Here is a 19,960-nt window from a genome sequence, read left to right on the forward strand (position 1 = left end):
ATGAACAGGCATGTGACATTATTGTCACATGCCCGTCTTCACAAAATCGTTCTCCCGCGGAAAAGTCAGCATAAAAACAGTACCTTTTCCAGGTTCCGACTCCACACTGAGGCTGATCAGCAGCGGTTCCGCCACCTGCTTCGTCAGGTACAGGCCCATCCCGGTAGCCGCGCCCTCCTGACGGCCGAGCACTGAGGTAAACCCTTTATCAAAGATACGCAGCAGGTCCTTTGGAGCAATCCCCTTGCCTTCATCTTTAATAATCAGCACCACATGCCCGTCCTGCTCCAGGCTCTGTATAACAATATCTGAGGCTTTACTGTACTTAACAGCATTGGTCAGCAGCTGCCGGAGCATAAAACCAAGCCACTTGCCATCCGTCAGCACCGTTTCCGCCTCCAGCTCTACGTCAAATCCGATGCCCTTCGGGATACACCAGGTTCTCAGCCCCCGGATTTCCTGGTTCAGAACCGGCTCAAGCGCTGTACGCTCAATGAAAAGATCGTTGCGCATAAAAGGTATTCGCTTCTGGTGCAGCTGCTGGTCGAGCAGATGGTGAATCCGCAGCCATTCGTACATCATCTGATTCTGCAGTGTCTCATCCGGAAGACGCTCGATCATTAGCTGCATTGCTGTAAGCGGCGTTTTCACCTCATGAATCCAGGCCAGCAGATCGTCCTTTTCCTCCTCCAGCAGCCGGAAGTTCGCCGCAGATTCCCGCCGGTAGCGTTCCGTCTGGAGGGTTACCGCATCCTGCACAATTTGCTCAAACGGACTGTCCGCTTCCCGGAAGGCCTCCAGATCATACACCTGATCCCAGGCCTCTATCGTCCTGTAGAACCGTGTCTCCTTCTGATACCGGAAGAAAACAAACAGCGTGCAGACCAGCACATTCAGCAGCACGATATACAGCACGGGCAGGAACGGGATCGACGCATCGACAAAAGCGACGAACAGAATCAGCAGTTGCATTCCGGCCAACAGGCAGAGCCAGCTTCTTTTTTCAGCTATGTATTTAGTAATCATAATGCCGCCTCTTCGGTAGCCATGTACCCCTGTCCTACCTTGGTTTCAATGTAAGCATCCAGCCCGAGCGGCTCCAGCTTTTTGCGCAGCCGGTTCACGTTCACGGTTAAGGTATTGTCACTCACAAAATGTTCATTGTCCCACAGGTTTTTGATCAGCTCCTCACGGTCTACAATCCGGTCCTTCTGCTCGACCAGAATTTTGAGGATGAACATTTCGTTTTTGGTCAGCAGGGCTGCACCCTGGCTGTTGGTTACGGTGTTTTTTACATATTCGATCGTAGCGCCGCGCCATGTTTTCAGCTCTGTCCGTTCTGTGCTGTAGTTATACACCCGCCGGAGTGTAGCCTGGATTTTGGCGATCAGCACATCGAAGTGGAACGGCTTTTGCATAAAATCATCGGCCCCCAGCTGCATTGACATCACCATATCGCTCGGATGGTCACGCGAGGACAGAAAAATAATCGGCACATTGGAATGCGCCCGGATCATCCGGCACCAGTGAAAACCGTCAAACAGCGGCAGCTGAATATCAATAATGACCAGCTCCGGCTGAACCGCCGTGAATTCCTGCAAGACTTTGGCAAAATCGGTGACACCGTACACATCATACGACCATTGGGATAAACGTTCCTTAATTTCGGTGAATAGCGTAACATCGTCTTCAATCAGCATGATTTTGAACATATATGGCACTCCGTTTCTTACAGCCAGCGGCTGAAATTCTTATGGGCCACCTTAATTTGCCTCTGCTCCGCCCACTCCGTCAGCTTCTTTATGTCATTGATATTTTCAAAACGGAAGCAATTTTCATACGGAACCAGCACGTTTCCCTTAGGTCTGATGCCGATAACAGGCTTAAAGTAACCTCTTACAAATACAGTCTTGATGTGGTCTGCCGGGATAATTTGGTTCTTTACAGCAAGACTCTCTGCATTTAGTGTGATGTCAAAAGACCTTTTGTCCGTAACGATCCGGTAGATCATAATCCCTTCGGCAATAAAAAGGATACTCAGGTAGACAACAGCAAAATAAATGTTTGTGCCGACCGAAAGAATGAAGTAACTCCACACCACCAAATTTAAACTTATTGCTACCAGCAGAGATTTTTCTGAGGGGCCTCTGGCTTTATAAACTTTTGTAAGCTCCATACGCTTCTCCTCCTGACAGTCAACCGTATATTCAGCTTTCCATATCCCATCCTTATGTACCAAGACCCAGCTGCTTCAAACATTATACTATAATCTGGGAAAGTGCGGTCGCGAACCTTCCTCCAGTCCCCGCAATATCATCCAAGAACGTAGCTGGCTCCTGTATTATAATTGCCTTACACTATAAAAAAAGAGGGTAAAGCTGTTGTCCCGTGAGGTCCGGACCGTCGTTTTTGATCAGGAATTGAAGCTGGAAGCTTACCGGTTTGAGGGGATTATGCAGAAGTTCCCTAATCCGAAACCACTGTGCAAAAATAATATTGAAGTGATTTTTATCCTATGCGCTTTTTCAGGTATGGTTTATTTTAACATTAAGTGATAACTTAATGTTGTGAGAATAATCTAATATTTAGTTCCTACTTAATTAGATAGCGGAGGTACTGATGAAATCCACTCTTAACGAACAGCTGCTGAAAAACATCCGGTTCACCTACAACGAGGCGCTGGAGTTTATCGTCGCAATGGGCATGGCCGCCTGCGGAGAGCAGATGTATGCCATGGCTCAGGATTACAAGATTGAAATTGATTCATTAGCTGATTCCTTTTACGAGGATACCATGGCCCGTCTGTCACCGCATACTTTACGCGAGCTGCAATTTTTCTTCGGCCATAATTTTCTCCATAAGACGCTGGACTTTGGCTTCTATGTATCCATCTGCAGCAATCCTGAGCCGCAGACAGCGGAAGACTGGATTAGATCACTGGAGACCGTACCGGCGGAATGGATGCTGACTGAAATGGTATACGGGGTATATCACGATAAGCTGGATGAGCTGCTGCAAGGAAGGGATTGGGAAGCAATAAAAGGCAATCTCATTCTGCTGGCCGCATTAGTCAGGGATACCCCTCCCCATCAGGAGATCATTCAAACACAGGAGCCGCTGCTGGAATGCCTGGCCCACCCGGAAGAGTGCAAGCAGCGGTATATGCAGCTTCTCCGACAGTTTTACAAGGATGTATTTATCCACTGGAAAAAGCAGCTGCAGGAGCGTTCTGAACAGGCTTCCGCCCATTACGAGGCAGTATTCGCTGCCAAGCCTGAGCAATTTATCCGGGAAATCCATAAAAATGAGCCTGACATTTTCACGGCCGTCCCCACTGCCTTTCACGTGAGCCAGGCGTCACAGGTCGGGAACCATTTCTTGAACTTCACTACAGAGTCCGGCAATGTAGGCTGGGTTATCTTCGGTATCCATAATGAGCGGGTATTCGGCCCGGCTGCGGACCGTGAACAGACAGAGCTGTTCCTGAAGGCCTTCTCAGATAAAAGGCGGCTCGATTTTGTACTGCTGCTGAAGGAGCGTCCGCATTACGGCCAGGAGATCGCCTCCGCACTCGGCATTACACCGGCAGCCGTGAACTATCATTCCAACTTCCTGTTCTTTCTCGATCTGATCAGTGTGAAACGGGAGGATCACCGCTTATATTATCATCTGAATACAGAGCGGTTACGGGAGCTGCTGGCCTTGACAGCAAAAGTTATGTTGGATTAGAGCTAAATTAATCAGCATTCTGCAATAAGCGTATATCTGATAACAGGGAGGTTCCCACATGAAGAAACCAGCAGCTTCCGGCACGTTCATCCGTTTACTAAAGCTTGGCAGGCCTTATATCGGCTGGTACATTGCACTCTGTCTGGCTGCGGCCGTAATATCACTGACCTCAGTCGGGATGGCTGAAGCCTTGCGGCGGATCATTAATGCAGCCACGGAGCACAATCTATCGGGCCTGACTTCCAGCGCTATTTTTGCTTTAGCTATTGTACTTGTCGATGTTGTCTTTAATTTTCTGAAAAGCTATTTATCCGCGGTGCTCGAGTATAAATCTACGTCCCGGCTGCAGTTATCCCTGCTGGATAAGCTGCTGAAGGTGAAGATGAAAGAGCTGGACCGCTATCATTCCGCCGATCTCATCAGCCGGATTCATGACTCCGCACCTGCCGCTCAGCAAGGCATTAACCTGAAGACGGTTGAGCTGTTCAGCAGTCTGCTGCAGATCCTCTTCCTGCTCACCTATCTGATGTCACTGCATTTCACGCTCACCATGGGCATCTTGCTGATCTGTGCCCTGCTGCCGCTGGTTATGCTTCCTTTTACCTCACGTATTCGTGCCCTGTACCGCAAAAGACAGGAAGCGGAGTCCGCCCAGCAAGTGTTGATTCAAGACTCCGTACAAGGTGCCGAAGTAGTCCGCGCCTTCTCCCTGGCTTCCCGGCTGCAGCGGCAATTCATGGAGCGGGTGCAGCACTACTTCAAATTCCATATTCCGCTCTCCCGGGCAGAAGCTGTCGGTTATAATATGAACTTTACCGTTATCCTCGGCGGCCTGCTGTATCTGCTAACTTACGGGGGCTACCTTGTAATCGGCGGACGGCTTGATGTAGGGGCAGTGGCCGCTTTTCTGATCAGCTTCGAGCAGATTACGAATCCGGTCTCCAGACTGTCCAATCTCTGGGCACAGCTGCAAACCTCCCTGGCTCAGGGCGGCCGGATCTTTGAGCTGGTAGAGCTGCAGAATGAACGTCCGGAACAGGAGCGAAAAACTAAAACAGCAGGAACCCGGGAGCTGCCTATTTCTTTTAACAACGTGAGTTTCGGCTATAGCGGTACTCAAGTTCTGCAGCAGGTGCAGCTGGTTATTGAACCGGGCAAAGTAACTGCTCTCGCCGGACCAAGCGGAAGCGGAAAAAGTACTCTGCTCCACCTGCTGCTCGGAGAATACGAACCGGAAGACGGTACTATCTGCTGCGGATCGCAGCCCTTAAGCAGCCTGCCGCTGCAAGTCTGGCGCAGCAGTCTGGCTTATGTATCACAGGAGCCTTACCTTTTCTCAGGCACCCTTTATGACAACATTGCCTGGGGCAGACCCGGAGCTGCAAAGGAAGATATCCTTCAGGCTGCGCAGGATGCCGGCATTCATGACTTTATAATGAGTACCCCGCTGCAGTATGAGACTGCCATCGGTGAACGGGGAATTACTTTGTCGGGCGGTGAGCGGCAGCGTTTATCCATTGCCCGGGCCTTTGTCCGCGGACCTGAGCTGCTGCTGCTCGATGAGCCGACAGCCGCCCTGGACAGCCACAGTGAAGATATTGTCCAGCAGGCGCTGCAGAAGCTAATGCAGGGGCGGACCACCGTAGTGATTGCACACAGGCTGTCGACGATCCGCAATGCGGACCGGATTTATTTTATGGAGGCAGGCTCAGTCTTGGAAGAAGGCAGCCATCAGGAGCTGATGGCTTTGGAAGGCAAATATTACACCATGGTGCAGTCTGTCCAGCGGACAGATTATCAGGCTGTAGCAGACGGGAGGATCTGAATGAAAACAAAGGAAGCCGGAAAATTACCGCTGCGCGCCGTTCTGCGCCGGCTGCTGCCTTATGCCGCACCATACCGGATCGGACTGCTGCTGGCTACGCTGCTGCTTACCGCCAGGTTAGTAATGGACATCGGTCTTGCAGCAATCCAGCAGCTGTTCATTGATACCATTAACAATGCAGATATGGATTCACTGATGCGTCTGAGCGTCATCGTCGCCGCTGTCTGTGTCGTGATCATCCTTTGTCTGATGCTCCAGCATTTTTACCGGTTTGTCGTCCAGAGCCGGATGTCTTGGGATCTGCGGGCAGCATTGTTTGACAAGACACACCGCCTGCCGTTCCGGCAGATTCAGTCCATGCATTCCGGGGATCTTACCTCACGCAACACCAAGGATGCAGAAGCCGCGATGGGCACTGTCAGCAGCATTATCTACGATCTGGGCTATAATCTGCTGCTCTGCTTCGTTTCTTTCCTCTACCTGGCTTCAATGGATGTATGGCTCGCTTTGCTCGCTCTTGGTTCTGGACCGGTCGTCTTTCTCTCCAGCCGCTTCTTTGACCGTAAACTGCGGCAGCTGTCAACCCGGATCTACGCCGCTGAAGCACAGCTGCGCAGTATTCTGCAGGAGACACTTCAGGGCGTGAAGATCGTCCGGGCTTTTTCGCTGGAAACGATGCTAAAGGACAAATATGCGGCTGAACGTACCAAGCTCAACCGGCTGCTGCTGCAGCGGGCGCTTTTAACGACATTATTATGGAACAGCGCCGCTTTTATCAATAATCTGGTCATGGTCATCTGTGCCGGATTCATTGCTTACTCGGCTATAAAAGGAGGGACCTCTGCCGGGGAAGTACTTGCTTTCATCATTCTGATGGGCCGGGTCCAGTGGCCGTTCGTCCATATGTCGCAGACCTGGGGCGGAGTCCAGCAGTCGCTTGGCGCGGCAGACCGAGTGTTCTCAGTTCTTGATGCTCCGTCTGAGGATGACCAGGGACATAAATACAGGAACGCCCCGTCAGAAACTTATCCGGAAGAACCTGCTGCATTAATTATTCAAGATGTACACTACAGCCACTCCGCAACCCCGGATGATCAGGCGCCTCTGTTCTGCGATTTGAATCTGCGTATACGGCATGGGGAGACAGTTGCGCTTGTCGGACCAAGCGGTGCAGGAAAAACAACCCTGATGCGGATGTGCTGTGGCTTGCTCATGCCCAATGCCGGTCACATCTCTGTTTACGGACGGTCTGCATCCGGCGGACTTAATGAAATGCGCAGTATGATTACTTATGTCCCGCAGTCCCCTTATCTGTTCTCCGGAACGATCAGGGACAATATTGCTTTCAGCAATGAGGCTGCCAGTGATGACGAGATCCGGGAAGCAGCCAGACTTGCAGGTGCAGATGAATTTATTCTGAAGCTGCAAGCCGGCTACGACACCCAGATCGGTGAGCACGGGTCCGGGTTATCGGGAGGACAGCGCCAGCGTATCGCCATCGCCCGCGCTTTTCTGCGGGATGCCCCGCTCCTGCTGCTGGATGAAGCGACCTCTGCCCTGGACAATGAATCGGAGCTGCTCGTCCAGCAGTCACTTGACCGGCTAATGCAGAACCGGACCACACTCGTGATTGCCCACCGGCTGTCCACTGTGCGGGATGCCTCCAGAATTATCGTACTGGATAAAGGCGCTGTCGCCGAGGAAGGCACGCATGACAGCCTGCTCTCCAGCAACGGATTATATGCGGAGCTGTACAGGCTGCAATTTAAGGAGCCGGAAGCGGCGGTGGCTTTATAAATAAAATATCAGACTGATTCATTAATAAAGCAGCGGCAGCCCAAGACTCAATGAAGAGTCCTTGACTGCCGCTGTTGTTGTTCGGCTGATTCAGCCTCTTTATTTAATCAGTAATTTTTTCAAGCTCAAAAATAGTCGCCTCTGATAACAGGATGAGCCTATCGTTATTAACAACCAGAAAGCTTAAACCTGCATGTATGCTTATTTTTGTAACAGGGTCACTTACATTTATTGCTTTTACTTCATCATTTATATTTAAGCCTGGGATATCTATCTTATACAATCTGTAAAATGAGTCAGAGTTATAGCATGCCGATGTAATCTGATATAACGGATTCTTTAATTCATATTGATAATTACTATAGTTTTTAAGTCCTTTTGATGAAAAAAGGTCTTTTTCGATGACCATTTTATCTCCAATAAATCTTTGCCCTGTTGGATATTCAGAAGCATCATTATATGAATTTGCAAATCCTAAAAGCTTCTCAACTTTCCAGGTTCCATAGAAATAGGTTTCAGTTTCACTATCCAAACTTATAAGTTCTGCATTAACACATTCGGATTTGTTTTTGGGAATGATAGACTCATCCGTTTCAGGCTTAAGCACACCAAACGGAATTGGATTTATTGTCGTTTCAACATTTCCGCGGGCAGATACTAGCATCAGCATTATCATAATACAAGCCAATAAAGTTTTCATATCTCACCTCCTGCTATAATTATTCCCCCGTATGTAGTTGGATTTTTGCTGCTTAATTTCATCCAATCACAACTTTTCCGATGATTAGGTGCGAAATCGCTACTTAATTTAGGCTGCAAACCTCATTTTCGGCGGAAACCGGATCATTAAGTGTCATTTATCCAACTAGATTTCTCAAACCGTCAGTTTACGCGGAATTAGTTGACTTATTTACACTTAGCTCGCTCAATCATCTTCTGTAGGATCTGTTCATTAAGAAGCTAGTCACATAGCTATACTTTGTACAAACTAAAATGGACTTTTTTAGTCGTAGAGCCAGTTTAGATATATTCTGTGTAGTTAAAATGATTGAATAGGATCTTTTTGGGCAATTCCCCGTGTTTTTTAATACTATGTCCATACGACTTCCAGATTAACCTGCCCGTTTAGCGTAATGCCGAAATCCGTAGGGCAGACTGGGTCAATAACTCCAATGCTTGAAGATGTAGCTATCTGATGGACTCAACTCTTCTGTATTTTCTTCGAGGCCAGTATCAACTGCGCATAATAAGAATGTCTAACAAAGCTCCTTAATCATCACCGCCTCGTTCTCCCTGGTATAACCGTTATTTCCATAAGTCCGCAGAGCCGAATCATTAGTATTGCCAGTCAGAATTTTTATGCTAACCACACTGCGGCGGCTTAACTCTTTTTCCAGCAGATCAAGCAGTGCCGTTGCAGCCCCTTGTCTCCGGTAAGCCTGTTCAATGTACATTTCTGTAATCTCACCATAAGTTTCGCTGTAACAAAAAGATCTATAGCTCTGAGCGCAGCCGAATCCAATTACCCGGCCCTCCTGCACAGCCACAGCCACGGCCACCAGCTCCCCGCCTCTGGTTAAGCTCTCTGCTATTGCTGCCGCCTGCCGATGCTCTCCTCCATTAAATTCATAGCTCAGTCTGGCCAATGCTGCGGCATCGTCTACTGTAGCCAATCTCACCTTAAAGGACACTTGTGTCACCCTTCCTCTTCCTGCAATTTTTCATCTGTTTAAGCTACTCCCCCCTACTCCCCATAAATCAGCTTACGCAGCTCCTCATGATTTCCGGAAGGAATCGAATAGCCTTTGCCGCTATCTTTAGAGTCCACGAGCAGCCCCCTTACCCCCTCCTTTTTTGAATCAGAGATGTTGAGGCTGTAGACCTTTTCCCCGCCGTTTTTATACGCTGCATACATCCTGAACATCACACCATAATCCAGCTCTCCCTTTATCCTGCTTGCCTTATTGACCGCATTTACGAAAGCCCTGATCTCCTCCGGGTCCGAAAAGGTCTTCTCAGTAATAGCCGCTGCCTGCGGATCTTCCCTGTTGCAAATATCCACACACTCGATCCGGATACTGGACAACTCACTAACTCTAAGATTGCTGCAGCCCGCGATTATTAAAAATAATAAACAAATTGTCAGCGGTAACCAACGTCTCAGCATAGCAAATCCCCCTTTACAGACTCTCTTCCCACATATTTCTATATAAACAGAAAAAAGCCTGTAAACCAACCCTTTTTTCAGGTCAGCCTACAGGCCTCATTTATAGTATTTTCCGTTAATCAGATTATTATTTTACTTCAGTAGCTCCAGTTACTTTGCCTTCCATAACAGCGGAGGCTTGCACGTCTGCATTTGCGAAGTACAGGTTGCCGTCGATTGTAGCATCCTTGTACAGGTTAAAGCCGTTAGCTTCTACATATACGTCACCTTTAATGGTACCGCCTTGCACTCTGAAGTTTTCGCTTTGCACAGTTACTTTAGGTGCAGTCAGTGTATAAGTAGCTGTTACATTGTGGTCAGCATCCTGTGCATATAGGGCAAGCTTACGGTAGATTGCATTTTCGGCAACGCCTTTATCATGGAATTCACCGGCTACAACAACATCCTGATCCAGAGTAAGATCATTCAGGATCGCAACGATCCAGTTGCCTTCTGCGCTTACTGCCTTCACGAACGGATCTTGTTCTTTGACGATGGAAGCTGTCGATACTGCATCCGGTTGCGCAGTGGCAGCCGCTTCATTTCCCGCATTATCCTTATTCGAACCGCAACCCGACAACAAAGCAGCAGCAATACCGGCAACCATCAAACTTTTTACAAATTTCATCTCAATTCCCCCAATTAATTAATTTAATTTCTTTTTAATAACCTTATTATATATTAAAATTTGATAATTATTAAGTGAACTTTTTCACAATATTGTGTCTATTCCTATTTATTTTGCGCAAAAGAAAGACATTGGCGTTTATAGATACCTGGAATGCTCTTCTCATTTCGTTTTTCACAATAAGGCTGGTACACTGTTAACAGATATGTACACTTATTATAAGCAATCACGCAAATCAGCAGCAGAAGAAAGGAACTCAAAAAAAATGGATACATCCAAACTGTCCGCAGCGGTTGCCCCCTATCAGTTACGCAGCTGTCTGATCAGCCGTAAAGGCCAGCTCATCTACGAGCATTATAGAGAAACGAATACAGCCAATGAACTCGCCAAAATCAACTCCTGCACCAAAAGCGTGCTTTCCGCACTTGTCTGCATTGCCATGGAAAAAGGTCTGCTGCCGCAGCCTGATACGCTGTTAGCGGATTTTTATCCGCGGATTCGCCAAGATCGTGATCCGCGTAAAGCGGCAATTACCCTGGAGCATCTGCTGACCATGACACCAGGCTTTAACTGGACCGAGTTTGGCGGGCACAACTCCTTCCCGCGCATGACGCGCTCAGAGAACTGGATCGATTTTGTGCTGGAGCAGAAGCTGTCCCACAATCCCGGTGAGCACATGGAATACAATTCCGGTGTTTCACAGCTTATAGCAGCTATTCTGGTAAAAGGCACCGGAATGCCGGTTGCCCGGTATGCGGAGCTCGAACTGTTCGGTCCGCTGGGCATTGAACAATATGAGTGGGAGCAGGATGCCCAAGGTATTCATACCGGGGGTTTCGGACTGCGTCTGCGCCCGGCCCATCTGCTGAGGTTCGGCCAGCTCTATCTGCAGCGCGGACAATGGGAGCACCGGCAGCTGATCGCACCAGAGTTAGTTGACCGTTCTACGCAAACTGCCATTCTGGTGGAAGCTCCCCGCCGCGGCGGTTACGCCTGGCATTGGTGGACGGACAGCTATATTCATCCGGACAAAGATTCCGCAGTAAGTGATCTCTACTATTATTATGCCAGAGGATATGGCGGGCAGTTTGTTTATGTTCTCCCTGAGCTGGAGACTGTGGTAGTCTTAACACAGGATCATCGCGGCAAGCAAAAGCCTGTTATAGAGGTATTCCGTGAATCTGTTGCCCCCCTGCTGGTTCAGCTATAACTGCATATAACAAAACGCATAAATCCCCGACTACCTTATCAACCTAGGTAACGGGGATTTATGTGTTTGATCCATTATTCAATTCAATCATTTCCTCCAGCCACAATCCATATCCCTGACATGGTCATTGTTCATTCAAATTCGGTGTTTCCCGTTCGCTCCTGAAAAGGAGTATTGCCCCATGTCCTGCATATGGGATGAGTTCCCCACGTACACGATTACACGAAAAACGTTTTCACTGACGTTTTCCCTACTGTGTTAACCGTAATTGTACGCTTCGCTAACCTGCTTCAACGGAATCACGCTCCTTCGATTGCAAGATGAGTCTTGCCTGAATAGCTTGTCCCTGGTTCATGGTTTCTTTGGGAATCTCTCCTTCCTTGAGTACTCACCATAAGTAAGCTTAGACGATAGCTGCTTAGCAGTTATCTATGCAGTTACTTGTTGGTGATGTCCCTATAGTAGCGCATATCCGATTAATTTTAAACTTCCATAATTTTTGGTATTTTGTCGTATTCCCCGGAAATTCCCATTCTTCGAAATTGGGCGCTCTGGGTCTGACGATTTCTCCTTTTTTTGCGGTTTTACGTGTATTTTACAATTTTACAATCGTAAATCCCTTGTAATCACAAGGTTTATCCGGTCAAGTTAAATAAAATTCGCCATCTATTCCAGGTATACCGTCAAGGAACAGATGGCGAAAATCCATCTAAAATTATCTTTAAGAATGAATCGTCAGCAGGCTAAGCACTCAACCGGTTATCCGGCGCAGCACCCAGCTTTTTGCGGCGGCGCAGGTTGTAGACCAGATAAATACCGTACAGCACGTACAATACATTCAGAATCGCAATAGCCGTCAGCTCTTTATCCGGATTCTCCTGGGTCATGAATGCAAGTACGTCAAATGCAAAATGAAACAGGATCAGCGGAATAATATTTTCCGTCGTTTCAATCAGCAGAGCCAAAATTAAGCCGATCAGAAAGGCATTGATTACCTGAAGCGCAACACTTAAAGGATCTTTTCCGTTTAACGCATTTGCCATATGTAAGATTCCAAAGAAGACCGAGGAAAAAACGATATAAAATACAGGGCCCTTAAATTTCAGCTTATCACGTATAATGCCTCTGAAGATACTCTCCTCCGTAAAACCGACTATCGCAGTAAGCACGATGAATAACAATACCTCGGCAGCAGTGAGCTGTACATTAAACCCGCCGCCCACAATCGGTTGAACCAGGGCAATAATCAGCAGCGGAATATAGTACAGCGCCGCCTTTGACCCTGCTGCACGAATGGGCTTGAATCCGAACTGCGCTAACGTGCGGCCGCCTCTGGTCATGTAAACAGCAACAAATACAGCCATTACCAGAAAAGCTGCAGCCTGGGCCATATACATCCCATTATCGCTTAATTCCATAATGCTCGCGGCGGCTGAGGCGGCTGAGATCAGAAAAGTCAGCAGAATACCCAGCATTAACGAAAAAATAATCGGGTGACCTTTTTTACCGGTCTTTGTCATGTTATATCTCCTTTGATCCTGTTTAGCCATGCCCCTCAGGGCAATAACGAATTAATTGTAATATATAGCCGTTTAATATTCCACATTTTTCTAGTCATCTCCATAGTCAGCACTTGTTCTCTTTTATCAGATTTCTCAGCGGCTGATCATCCCACACCTGCACTTCAATATACCTCTCCGGGCCATAGGTACCGTCTCTATTCCAGATTTGCGGCAGACCATACTTTTGGATAAGCGGCAATATTTCATTGTATGTATACACCTGACCGCGGTATTCCCTGCCGTCCTGCAACCTGGAGCTAAAAGTCGGAAACAAATCGCCATAAGTAAATGATAAAGTACCAGAATCAAAACTTGAAAGATGTAAATGAACCGCCTCACCGTCAGCGTACCAGGATTTCAGCCACTCGCATTCACCGGCGACCATATAATGCGGAGCTGTCCGGATGGGCTTTCCGCCTTTTGCAATAAACATCTCCCTGGCCAGCTGCTCCAGCTCTCTTCTGCGCTCCAGGTATCCATCCTGTCTGCGTGAAGCCATCACCTCTTTTTCCCGCCGGATCGATTCCAGCACTTCCATCGCCTCTGCTGCCGGTAAATCCGAGAGATTCCTGAAGGGACCCAGTGCCCTTTCGTAATAATGATACAGCATCTCCATGTCAGCTCCATTGCCTCCTTGCAGCATTAAATATCAAAAACCCAGCCTAAGGCTGAGTCTTTGACAGATCATATTCATAAATCCGGCCGTCCTGTACCGCCTGATTCTTAAACTTCAGCAGATTGCCGGTGCGCCCGGTAAATTCCAGCCGGTCACCGTAAAACGGAATGTCATTGGTTTCCGCATACAGCTGCTGGTCAGCATCGAGCAGTTCCTTGTAAAGTAGTGTTTTATTCCCGCTGTTGCGGTCGATCAGCATAAGCAGCCCCTTCTGGTTGGGACGGATCAGCAGAAAATCGTCATCCATGGCTTCGACCAGATATTTATCGTCGATCCCGCCGAGCTTGACCAGATCCAGCGTCTCCTTTACCTTTCCGGTCCCGTCTTCAATCACGCGCAGCAGCTTGCCGTCCGTCAAAATAAGGTTGTCCCCGTACATTTTCACATTATCCCCGTACCGTTGCCAATACCCCACACTGGCCTGCCGGATCACCATGCCGTCCTTCAGAATCAGGGTATACCACTTATTATTAATATGCGGCTCCCCATAGATATCTTTGATTGTCAGGTAGAGCAAACCTCCATCCGTCTTCCGGAAATTAAAATCAATCATGTCATACAGCTCGGAGCCCAGATTGGCAATCAGCCGCGGCTGTCCCGCCGGAGCTTGGGCATACAGTTTTCCCGTCTGTTTATCCACAGTGTAGGTTACTCCTCCATAAACAGCACTGGCACTTGAAAAGAAATGCAGATTCCTGGCAGTATATACACTGCTCTTGGCGTTCCAGCTTACCGTCTCCCCTCCCAGTGCCCCAACTACGAACCGGGCCGGAAGATACAGTTCGTCTTTATACACAAAAGACTTGCCGCCAAGGCTGACCGTCTGGCCATCAAGCTTTGCGGTTTTACTTGCCGTTGTAACAGTCACTGATTTCTTCCAGCTGCTGTAAGTGTATACCGTCCGGCTGCCGGAGCCGCTCCGGGAAGCCAGTAGTCCCGCAGATTCCAGGATGTTGGCATTCGTATAGACTACCCCCTCTTTCAGCAGCGCCGGACTTGTGGATTGACCCCCATTTTCCCAAATCGCAGTAAAATAAGCAGTTGAGGCAGCCGAGGTTACCGGTGGAAAGCCTAATAAAAACAGCAGAACAGGCAGAAGCAGCCAGCTCTTTTTCATAAACAATCATCCTTTTTTTCATATTTTTGATTTATCTATTCTATGGACTCCATAAACAGGAAAAAGTTGCAGACATGCCCTAATTTTCATACGATGCATTAGAATTAGTTCATTTGAACCACTTTACCATAACTTCCAGTGTAAAAAGCCTGTGCTGCATGATATAATCGCTTATGGTTTTGCCGCGAAGGAGGATTTGTTACTATGAACAGTCATATTAAAATTGTGAAAGTCTCGGCGGCGATCGAAAAGGATGAATTTGCCGTCAAGGTCAGTCATTGGAGACTGCTGCTGGAGACGAACCGTTATTATGAGATTAGAGCCGAGGATGGTCCGGTAAAGCGGATCTATAAAGAAAAGCTTAATACCGTAGTGGATGATACGAAGGCTTATAGCGCCGGCCAATTGTCCTGCTCAGCCTTTTGCGCGGAAGACCGGGTCAATGAGATGCAGATCGAAATGCTCCGCAAGCTGCAGCTCAAAATCAACCAATACATGAATGAGCTTGAGATGAACATGAAGGCGATCCAGCGGCAGAACATCTGCCTTGAAAATATAAACAAGCCGGATTAGCATTACGTGAATTGAAGCACAAAGAGCCGCAGATTGCAGACAGTAATTCTAGTTCTGCAGTCCCGGCTCTTTCATGTTTAAAAAGGTGTTTACAGCAGTCCCGCGTTCTTCACAGCATGTTCCCAGCTTGGAAAATAGTACAGGGCACTCCGCATTAATTCCGGGTCATGCTGCTTAACCTGCTTCTTGTTGATGCTTCCTCCGCCCGACTGGAGCTGCTTGATCCGGCTGATGACCTCATCTGATCCCAATGTAATATCCAGCTTTGCCACTCCCTTCTGTTAAGTTATTCCCTATTCTCAACCAACAATTGGATTTATATACACCGCCAAAAATGAAAAGGGAGTGCTTCGGCAGCCCGTATATCCGGCTGATTGAAGCACTCCCTTTAAAGTTAATGACTTACAAGATATGCGGCATCCAAAATAACGGCAACGCGTCCGTTTCCGAGAATCGTCGCTCCTGAGAGGTGGTTCATCGGACCCAGGTAAGAGCCGAGTGTCTTGATGACAACCTCCTGGTTGCCAATGATCTCGTCCACGGCAAAAGCAGCAATTTTGTCAACCGACCGGACAATGACGACCGGAATGGTCCGGGAAGACCGCTCTGCACGGGCATAATGCAGCTTGTCGCGCAGCCAGGAGAACGGAACAATTCGTTCGTGATTAATAATCGCCCGTTCCCCCTGAACCGTCTGAATCTCTTCCGGGAGAATCCGGACAATTTCCGCTACATTATACATCGGCAGAATGAGCACCCGGCCGCTTACTTTGACCAGCAGCCCCTTGATAATGGCCAGCGTAAGCGGCAGCCGGATTGTGAAGCGGGTTCCCTGGCCGGGATTTGTATCAATATCTATGATACCGTTCAAACGGCCGATCTGGCTGCGGACAATATCCATCCCGACACCGCGCCCCGAGACCTCACTCACTTCAGCGGCAGTTGAGAATCCGGGTTCAAAAATAAGATGTACCGCTTCCAGCGGCGATAACAGCGCTGCCTTCTCAGGGCTGATTATGCCTTTGTTAACCGCAGAGGATCTAATCCGCTCAGCATCAATTCCCTGGCCATCATCCTCCAGACGTATGACCACATGGTTCTCTTCATGGTAGGAGGTCAGGGTAATCCGTCCCTTCAGCGGCTTGCCGCGCGTTGCCCGGACTTCCGGAGGCTCCACCCCGTGATCAGCGCTATTGCGGATCAGATGAATCAGCGGATCGCTCAGCTCCTCAATAATCATCCGGTCCAGCTCTGTTTCGCCGCCCTGCACCTGCAGCTCAATCTCCTTGCCCAGCTTATGCGCAAGGTCTCTAACCATCCGCGGAAAACGGCTGAACAGCTGGTCGATCGGCAGCATCCGCGTTTTCATGACACCTTCCTGCAGCTCCTTGATGACAGTTCCCATATGATCCGACACATTGCTTATATTCTGCAGCACCCTGGCGGGATCATTCCGCAAGCTGGTGGCATTCAATCCAGCCAGTGATGTCTGGTCGATCAGCAATTCACCGACGAGATTCATCAGGTGATCCAAGCGCTCCACGCTGACCCGCACGGTTGGCTGACTGCCTTTGGCCCGTTCCTCTGAGGGCTGTCGGGCCGGCGCTGCTTCCTGTAGTGTTACGCTGCTGAGGACCGAAGCCTTCAATAAATAGGGTATGATCTCCATGGTCTGCACATCCGAATCACCTTCGAGCTGCGACTGCACCTGCAGGAGCGCCTTCTCTGTAGCCGCCACCACGGCAAAACTGCCGTAACGGTCATCCTCTTCACCCGAGGCAGACTCCCCTGACAGCCGGGAGGAAATCACTGCTCCGCAGACATCTTCAATCCGCTGCTGCAGCATGAAATATCTCGCTGCCTTCATCAGGCAATCATCCTTCAGCGTTACGCTCAGCATGATCAGCTGCTGCCCGGCAGCGGCAGATTCCTCTGCCTTCAGCGTTTCCGCAGCGTCCAGAATAAGGGCAGAGACCAGCGGTGCTGCCGCAGGCTTTTTGATCAGTGCCTTGATCTCCGAGACGACAGCACTGCAATCAGCATAAGACTCACCACGGATATACTGGGTCCGCAGCGTTTTCATCGCATCCACAGCCCGGAACAACGTATCAACCAGTCCTGCGCTGATTTCCGGCTTTTTCTCCCGGACCCATTCAAGCGCATACTCGACCTCATGGGTCAGATCGCTCATCTCCCTGAAGGCCATCGTTGAGGATGATCCCTTTATCGTATGCGCTGCGCGGAACAGGGTCTGGATCAGCTCCGGGGACGCGGAATGCTCCAGGGCAAGCAGGGATTGGTCCATCCGCTCAAGCTGGTCATTAAGCTCTTCTATAAAAATATCACGGTAGGCCGACAGCTCCATCATATGTTTCTCCCCCTTCCTATCCGCCCAAAATTTCTTCAAGCTTCAGGATGCCGACTAGCCGTTCGCCCTGCTGGCCAATGCCCTCAAAGACGGCTTCCCTGCTGCGGCCGTTACTTCCGGAGGAAGGATGAATCTCCTCGTAAGTCGTTACTTTATGAACCTTATCAACGATTAGACCCACGAATTCCTCACGATAACGGACCACGATAATCCGTGTCTCCCTGGTATACGGCTCATCCGGCATCCCCAGCAGATTACGCAGGCTCATAACACAGACTACCTTGCCCCGCAGGTTGACAACGCCTTTAACTTCACTGCGGCTGAAGGGGATATCCGTAATACTGAGCATCTTGATAATCTCATGGATCTCTTCGATACGGATTGCACAGTTCTCGGCACCCACGGCCAATTCAATATATTGTTCCTTCTGCAGCGAGGACATGGCTTCACCTTCTGTCTGTAGGATTAGTGTGTTTTAAATGCGGCTGCAGAATTGGCCAGTTCTTCGGACAGCTGAGCGAGTGACTGGCAGGTTGCCGCCGTTTCCTCAGAGGCAGCGGCAGACTCTTCACTGGAAGCAGAAATCGCTTCAACCGAATTCATGACCTCAGCGGCCTGGGCCGATTCTTCCTCGCAGGCAGCAGCAATTTCATTGACCTTCAGCGATGAGTTGTTAACCATTGTAATAATCTGTTCAAAGGCCTGGCTTGTCATTGCTGACTGCTGCACGCTCTCGGCAACAGCGCGGACGCTCTCTTTCGTATTTTCTTGCATCGCTTTGATAATTTTCGTAATTTCCTTGGTAGCGTCACTGCTGCGTTCAGCCAGCTTGCGGACCTCATCGGCCACGACCGCAAAACCCCGGCCCTGCTCGCCGGCACGCGCTGCTTCTATCGCTGCGTTTAGTGCCAGCAGATTCGTCTGCTCGGCAATATCGTCAATCACCTCGATAATGTCGCCGATTTTACTTGAATCCTCTTCCAGCCGGGTCATCTTGTGATTGACAGCTTGCATACCTTGGAGCGAGCTTTCGACCACATAGCCCCCCTCACGGGCGGTTCTGACTGTATCATTGGACAATTCCGCAGCCTCTTCTGCACTGGCAGCCACCGAATTAATGGCCATTGACAATTCTCTGAATAACTCGGTAATATTCGCAGCCGCTGCGGATTGACTCGTACTGGTGCTTGAAATCTCCTGTGTACTGGCTGAAATTTCTTCCGAGGAGGCAGCTACACTTTGTGAATTCATGACAATTCCGTTTATCAGCTCCCGCAGATTACTGACCATCCGGTTCAGCGCGGCCGCTAGCTGCCCGACCTCATCCTTCGTATTAATATCCGCACTACGGGTAAGGTTACCATTCGCTACTTCTGTTGCCAGACCCAGCATCTGGAGCAGCGGTCTGGAAATTGAACGGGCAATCAGATTCCCGATCAATACGCTGATGATAATGGCACCTGCAACTACTGAAATAGTAATAATAAGCGAGGAAGAATACGTTTGCTCCGATTGCTGATTCGTTTCTTCAGCCAGGTTTACATTGAAGCTGATCAGCTCTGTCAGAATATCAGTAACCTTATCCCCTTGAATTCTCAATTCTGTTTTGTTGAAATTATTGAACGCCGTCAGATCATCCTTCTCTGCAAGCGTAAGCGCTTGATCAAACAACATCAGGAAAGCAGCATATTCAGTATCAAAATCCTTCAGCAGACTCTGCTCCTCAGCAGTAACCGCCACTGGACGGTAGCTATCCAGCTTCTTGTCAATGTCCTCACGGGCTGCAGCAATGTCCGAGTGGAAATTCGCCAGTTCATCAGCACCGTTCTCAGTGCTCATATCACGTAGATATACGCCCATTTGCTGATAGCTGATCTGAGCTGCAGATAGATCCCTTACCGAAATCAGATTGTTGCCATACATTTGATTGGTGTTCTCATTCATGCTCTGCAGGCTGGAAATGGAATAGACTCCAAGTCCCGCCAAAATAATCGTTACGAGTAAAAATGCGGAGATAATCTTCTTAGCTGTCTTCATGTTTGCATACCACTTCATGTGTACTCCCCCTGATACGATCTTTGTGATCTGAAATCTTGCTTACGCTAATGAAGAAAAGCCACTTCTCCCCATGTCTTTCAGTCAATCTTCTAGATATTCTTCGACATTTTTCGTGCAATTTTTTATAGCAAAAATAAAAAATATACATTTTTAGAGATCACTAACTACTCTCACAAAATGGGGCCTCTGCTCTAGTGATTGGACAGACCTT

Annotated in this window: 19 protein-coding genes; 5 read left to right on the forward strand and 14 right to left on the reverse strand. The window is 48.8% G+C overall.

The annotated features are described in order from the left end of the window. Positions 1–24: 24 nt before the first annotated feature. From NST84_RS18540 to NST84_RS18550, 3 genes are read right to left on the reverse strand one after another with little or no spacing between them, the layout of a single operon-like run. Positions 25–1,026 (reverse strand): sensor histidine kinase, encoded by a 1,002-nt coding sequence (locus NST84_RS18540; RefSeq protein ID WP_342561645.1) that lies wholly within the window; start codon positions 1,024–1,026, stop codon positions 25–27. Next, positions 1,023–1,712: a response regulator transcription factor gene (locus NST84_RS18545; RefSeq protein WP_342561646.1), complete on the reverse strand. Its 690-nt coding sequence runs from the start codon at positions 1,710–1,712 to the stop codon at positions 1,023–1,025. The genes NST84_RS18540 and NST84_RS18545 overlap by 4 nt, the downstream gene beginning before the upstream one ends. 17 nt (positions 1,713–1,729) lie before the next feature. Beyond that, on the reverse strand, positions 1,730–2,176 hold the full coding sequence (locus NST84_RS18550) for a hypothetical protein (RefSeq protein ID WP_342561647.1): 447 nt from the start codon (positions 2,174–2,176) through the stop codon (positions 1,730–1,732). A gap of 443 nt (positions 2,177–2,619) precedes the next feature. Here NST84_RS18550 and NST84_RS18555 point away from each other — a divergent pair, with 443 nt between their 5' ends. Genes NST84_RS18555 through NST84_RS18565 form a run of 3 tightly spaced genes read left to right on the forward strand, consistent with a single transcriptional unit; the run spans position 2,620 to position 7,351 of the window. Then, a complete protein-coding gene (locus tag NST84_RS18555) occupies positions 2,620–3,729 on the forward strand; it encodes a hypothetical protein (RefSeq protein ID WP_342561648.1) in 1,110 nt (369 codons plus the stop codon). A 58-nt stretch (positions 3,730–3,787) separates the two neighbouring features. Further along, on the forward strand, positions 3,788–5,554 hold the full coding sequence (locus NST84_RS18560) for an ABC transporter ATP-binding protein (protein ID WP_342561649.1): 1,767 nt from the start codon (positions 3,788–3,790) through the stop codon (positions 5,552–5,554). Then, positions 5,555–7,351: an ABC transporter ATP-binding protein gene (locus NST84_RS18565; RefSeq protein WP_342561650.1), complete on the forward strand. Its 1,797-nt coding sequence runs from the start codon at positions 5,555–5,557 to the stop codon at positions 7,349–7,351. Positions 7,352–7,454: 103 nt separating this feature from the next. On the opposite strand, the gene NST84_RS18570 is transcribed toward NST84_RS18565, so the two are convergent. The 4 genes from NST84_RS18570 to NST84_RS18585 form a co-directional block, all read right to left on the reverse strand. Continuing rightward, entirely contained in the window at positions 7,455–8,051 is a 597-nt protein-coding gene (locus NST84_RS18570; RefSeq protein ID WP_342561651.1) for a hypothetical protein, read from the reverse strand. Between the two features lie 556 nt (positions 8,052–8,607). Continuing rightward, on the reverse strand, positions 8,608–9,030 hold the full coding sequence (locus NST84_RS18575; RefSeq protein WP_342561652.1) for a GNAT family N-acetyltransferase: 423 nt from the start codon (positions 9,028–9,030) through the stop codon (positions 8,608–8,610). Between the two features lie 65 nt (positions 9,031–9,095). After that, positions 9,096–9,518: a hypothetical protein gene (locus NST84_RS18580; RefSeq protein WP_342561653.1), complete on the reverse strand. Its 423-nt coding sequence runs from the start codon at positions 9,516–9,518 to the stop codon at positions 9,096–9,098. Between the two features lie 127 nt (positions 9,519–9,645). Beyond that, positions 9,646–10,185, reverse strand: a complete 540-nt coding sequence (locus NST84_RS18585) for a hypothetical protein (protein WP_342561654.1) — start codon at positions 10,183–10,185, stop codon at positions 9,646–9,648. A 265-nt stretch (positions 10,186–10,450) separates the two neighbouring features. On the opposite strand from NST84_RS18585, the gene NST84_RS18590 reads away from it, so the two are divergent. Further along, a complete protein-coding gene (locus NST84_RS18590) occupies positions 10,451–11,395 on the forward strand; it encodes a serine hydrolase (RefSeq protein ID WP_342561655.1) in 945 nt (314 codons plus the stop codon). A 743-nt stretch (positions 11,396–12,138) separates the two neighbouring features. Here NST84_RS18590 and NST84_RS18595 read toward each other — a convergent pair. From NST84_RS18595 to NST84_RS18605, 3 genes are all read right to left on the reverse strand, one after another. Further along, on the reverse strand, positions 12,139–12,915 hold the full coding sequence (locus tag NST84_RS18595; protein ID WP_342561656.1) for a CPBP family intramembrane glutamic endopeptidase: 777 nt from the start codon (positions 12,913–12,915) through the stop codon (positions 12,139–12,141). 106 nt (positions 12,916–13,021) lie between these two features. After that, positions 13,022–13,573 (reverse strand): hypothetical protein, encoded by a 552-nt coding sequence (locus tag NST84_RS18600; protein ID WP_342561657.1) that lies wholly within the window; start codon positions 13,571–13,573, stop codon positions 13,022–13,024. A gap of 46 nt (positions 13,574–13,619) precedes the next feature. Then, positions 13,620–14,750: a stalk domain-containing protein gene (locus NST84_RS18605; RefSeq protein WP_342561658.1), complete on the reverse strand. Its 1,131-nt coding sequence runs from the start codon at positions 14,748–14,750 to the stop codon at positions 13,620–13,622. Between the two features lie 204 nt (positions 14,751–14,954). Here NST84_RS18605 and NST84_RS18610 point away from each other — a divergent pair, with 204 nt between their 5' ends. Then, positions 14,955–15,323, forward strand: coding sequence for a hypothetical protein (locus NST84_RS18610; protein WP_342561659.1), 369 nt, complete (start codon positions 14,955–14,957; stop codon positions 15,321–15,323). Between the two features lie 89 nt (positions 15,324–15,412). Here NST84_RS18610 and NST84_RS18615 read toward each other — a convergent pair whose 3' ends face one another. The 4 genes from NST84_RS18615 to NST84_RS18630 form a co-directional block, all read right to left on the reverse strand. Continuing rightward, positions 15,413–15,595 (reverse strand): hypothetical protein, encoded by a 183-nt coding sequence (locus NST84_RS18615; RefSeq protein ID WP_342561660.1) that lies wholly within the window; start codon positions 15,593–15,595, stop codon positions 15,413–15,415. A 122-nt stretch (positions 15,596–15,717) separates the two neighbouring features. Continuing rightward, positions 15,718–17,691, reverse strand: a complete 1,974-nt coding sequence (locus NST84_RS18620; protein WP_342561661.1) for a chemotaxis protein CheA — start codon at positions 17,689–17,691, stop codon at positions 15,718–15,720. A gap of 16 nt (positions 17,692–17,707) precedes the next feature. Beyond that, positions 17,708–18,133 carry a chemotaxis protein CheW gene (locus NST84_RS18625; protein WP_342561662.1) on the reverse strand — a complete coding sequence of 142 codons (426 nt, stop codon included), beginning with the start codon at positions 18,131–18,133 and terminating at the stop codon, positions 17,708–17,710. 23 nt (positions 18,134–18,156) lie between these two features. Continuing rightward, positions 18,157–19,746, reverse strand: a complete 1,590-nt coding sequence (locus tag NST84_RS18630) for a methyl-accepting chemotaxis protein (protein ID WP_342561663.1) — start codon at positions 19,744–19,746, stop codon at positions 18,157–18,159. Positions 19,747–19,960 lie beyond the last annotated feature (214 nt).

It is taken from the genome of Paenibacillus sp. FSL R7-0345, assembly GCF_038595055.1.
Lineage (GTDB): Bacteria > Bacillota > Bacilli > Paenibacillales > Paenibacillaceae > Paenibacillus_AQ.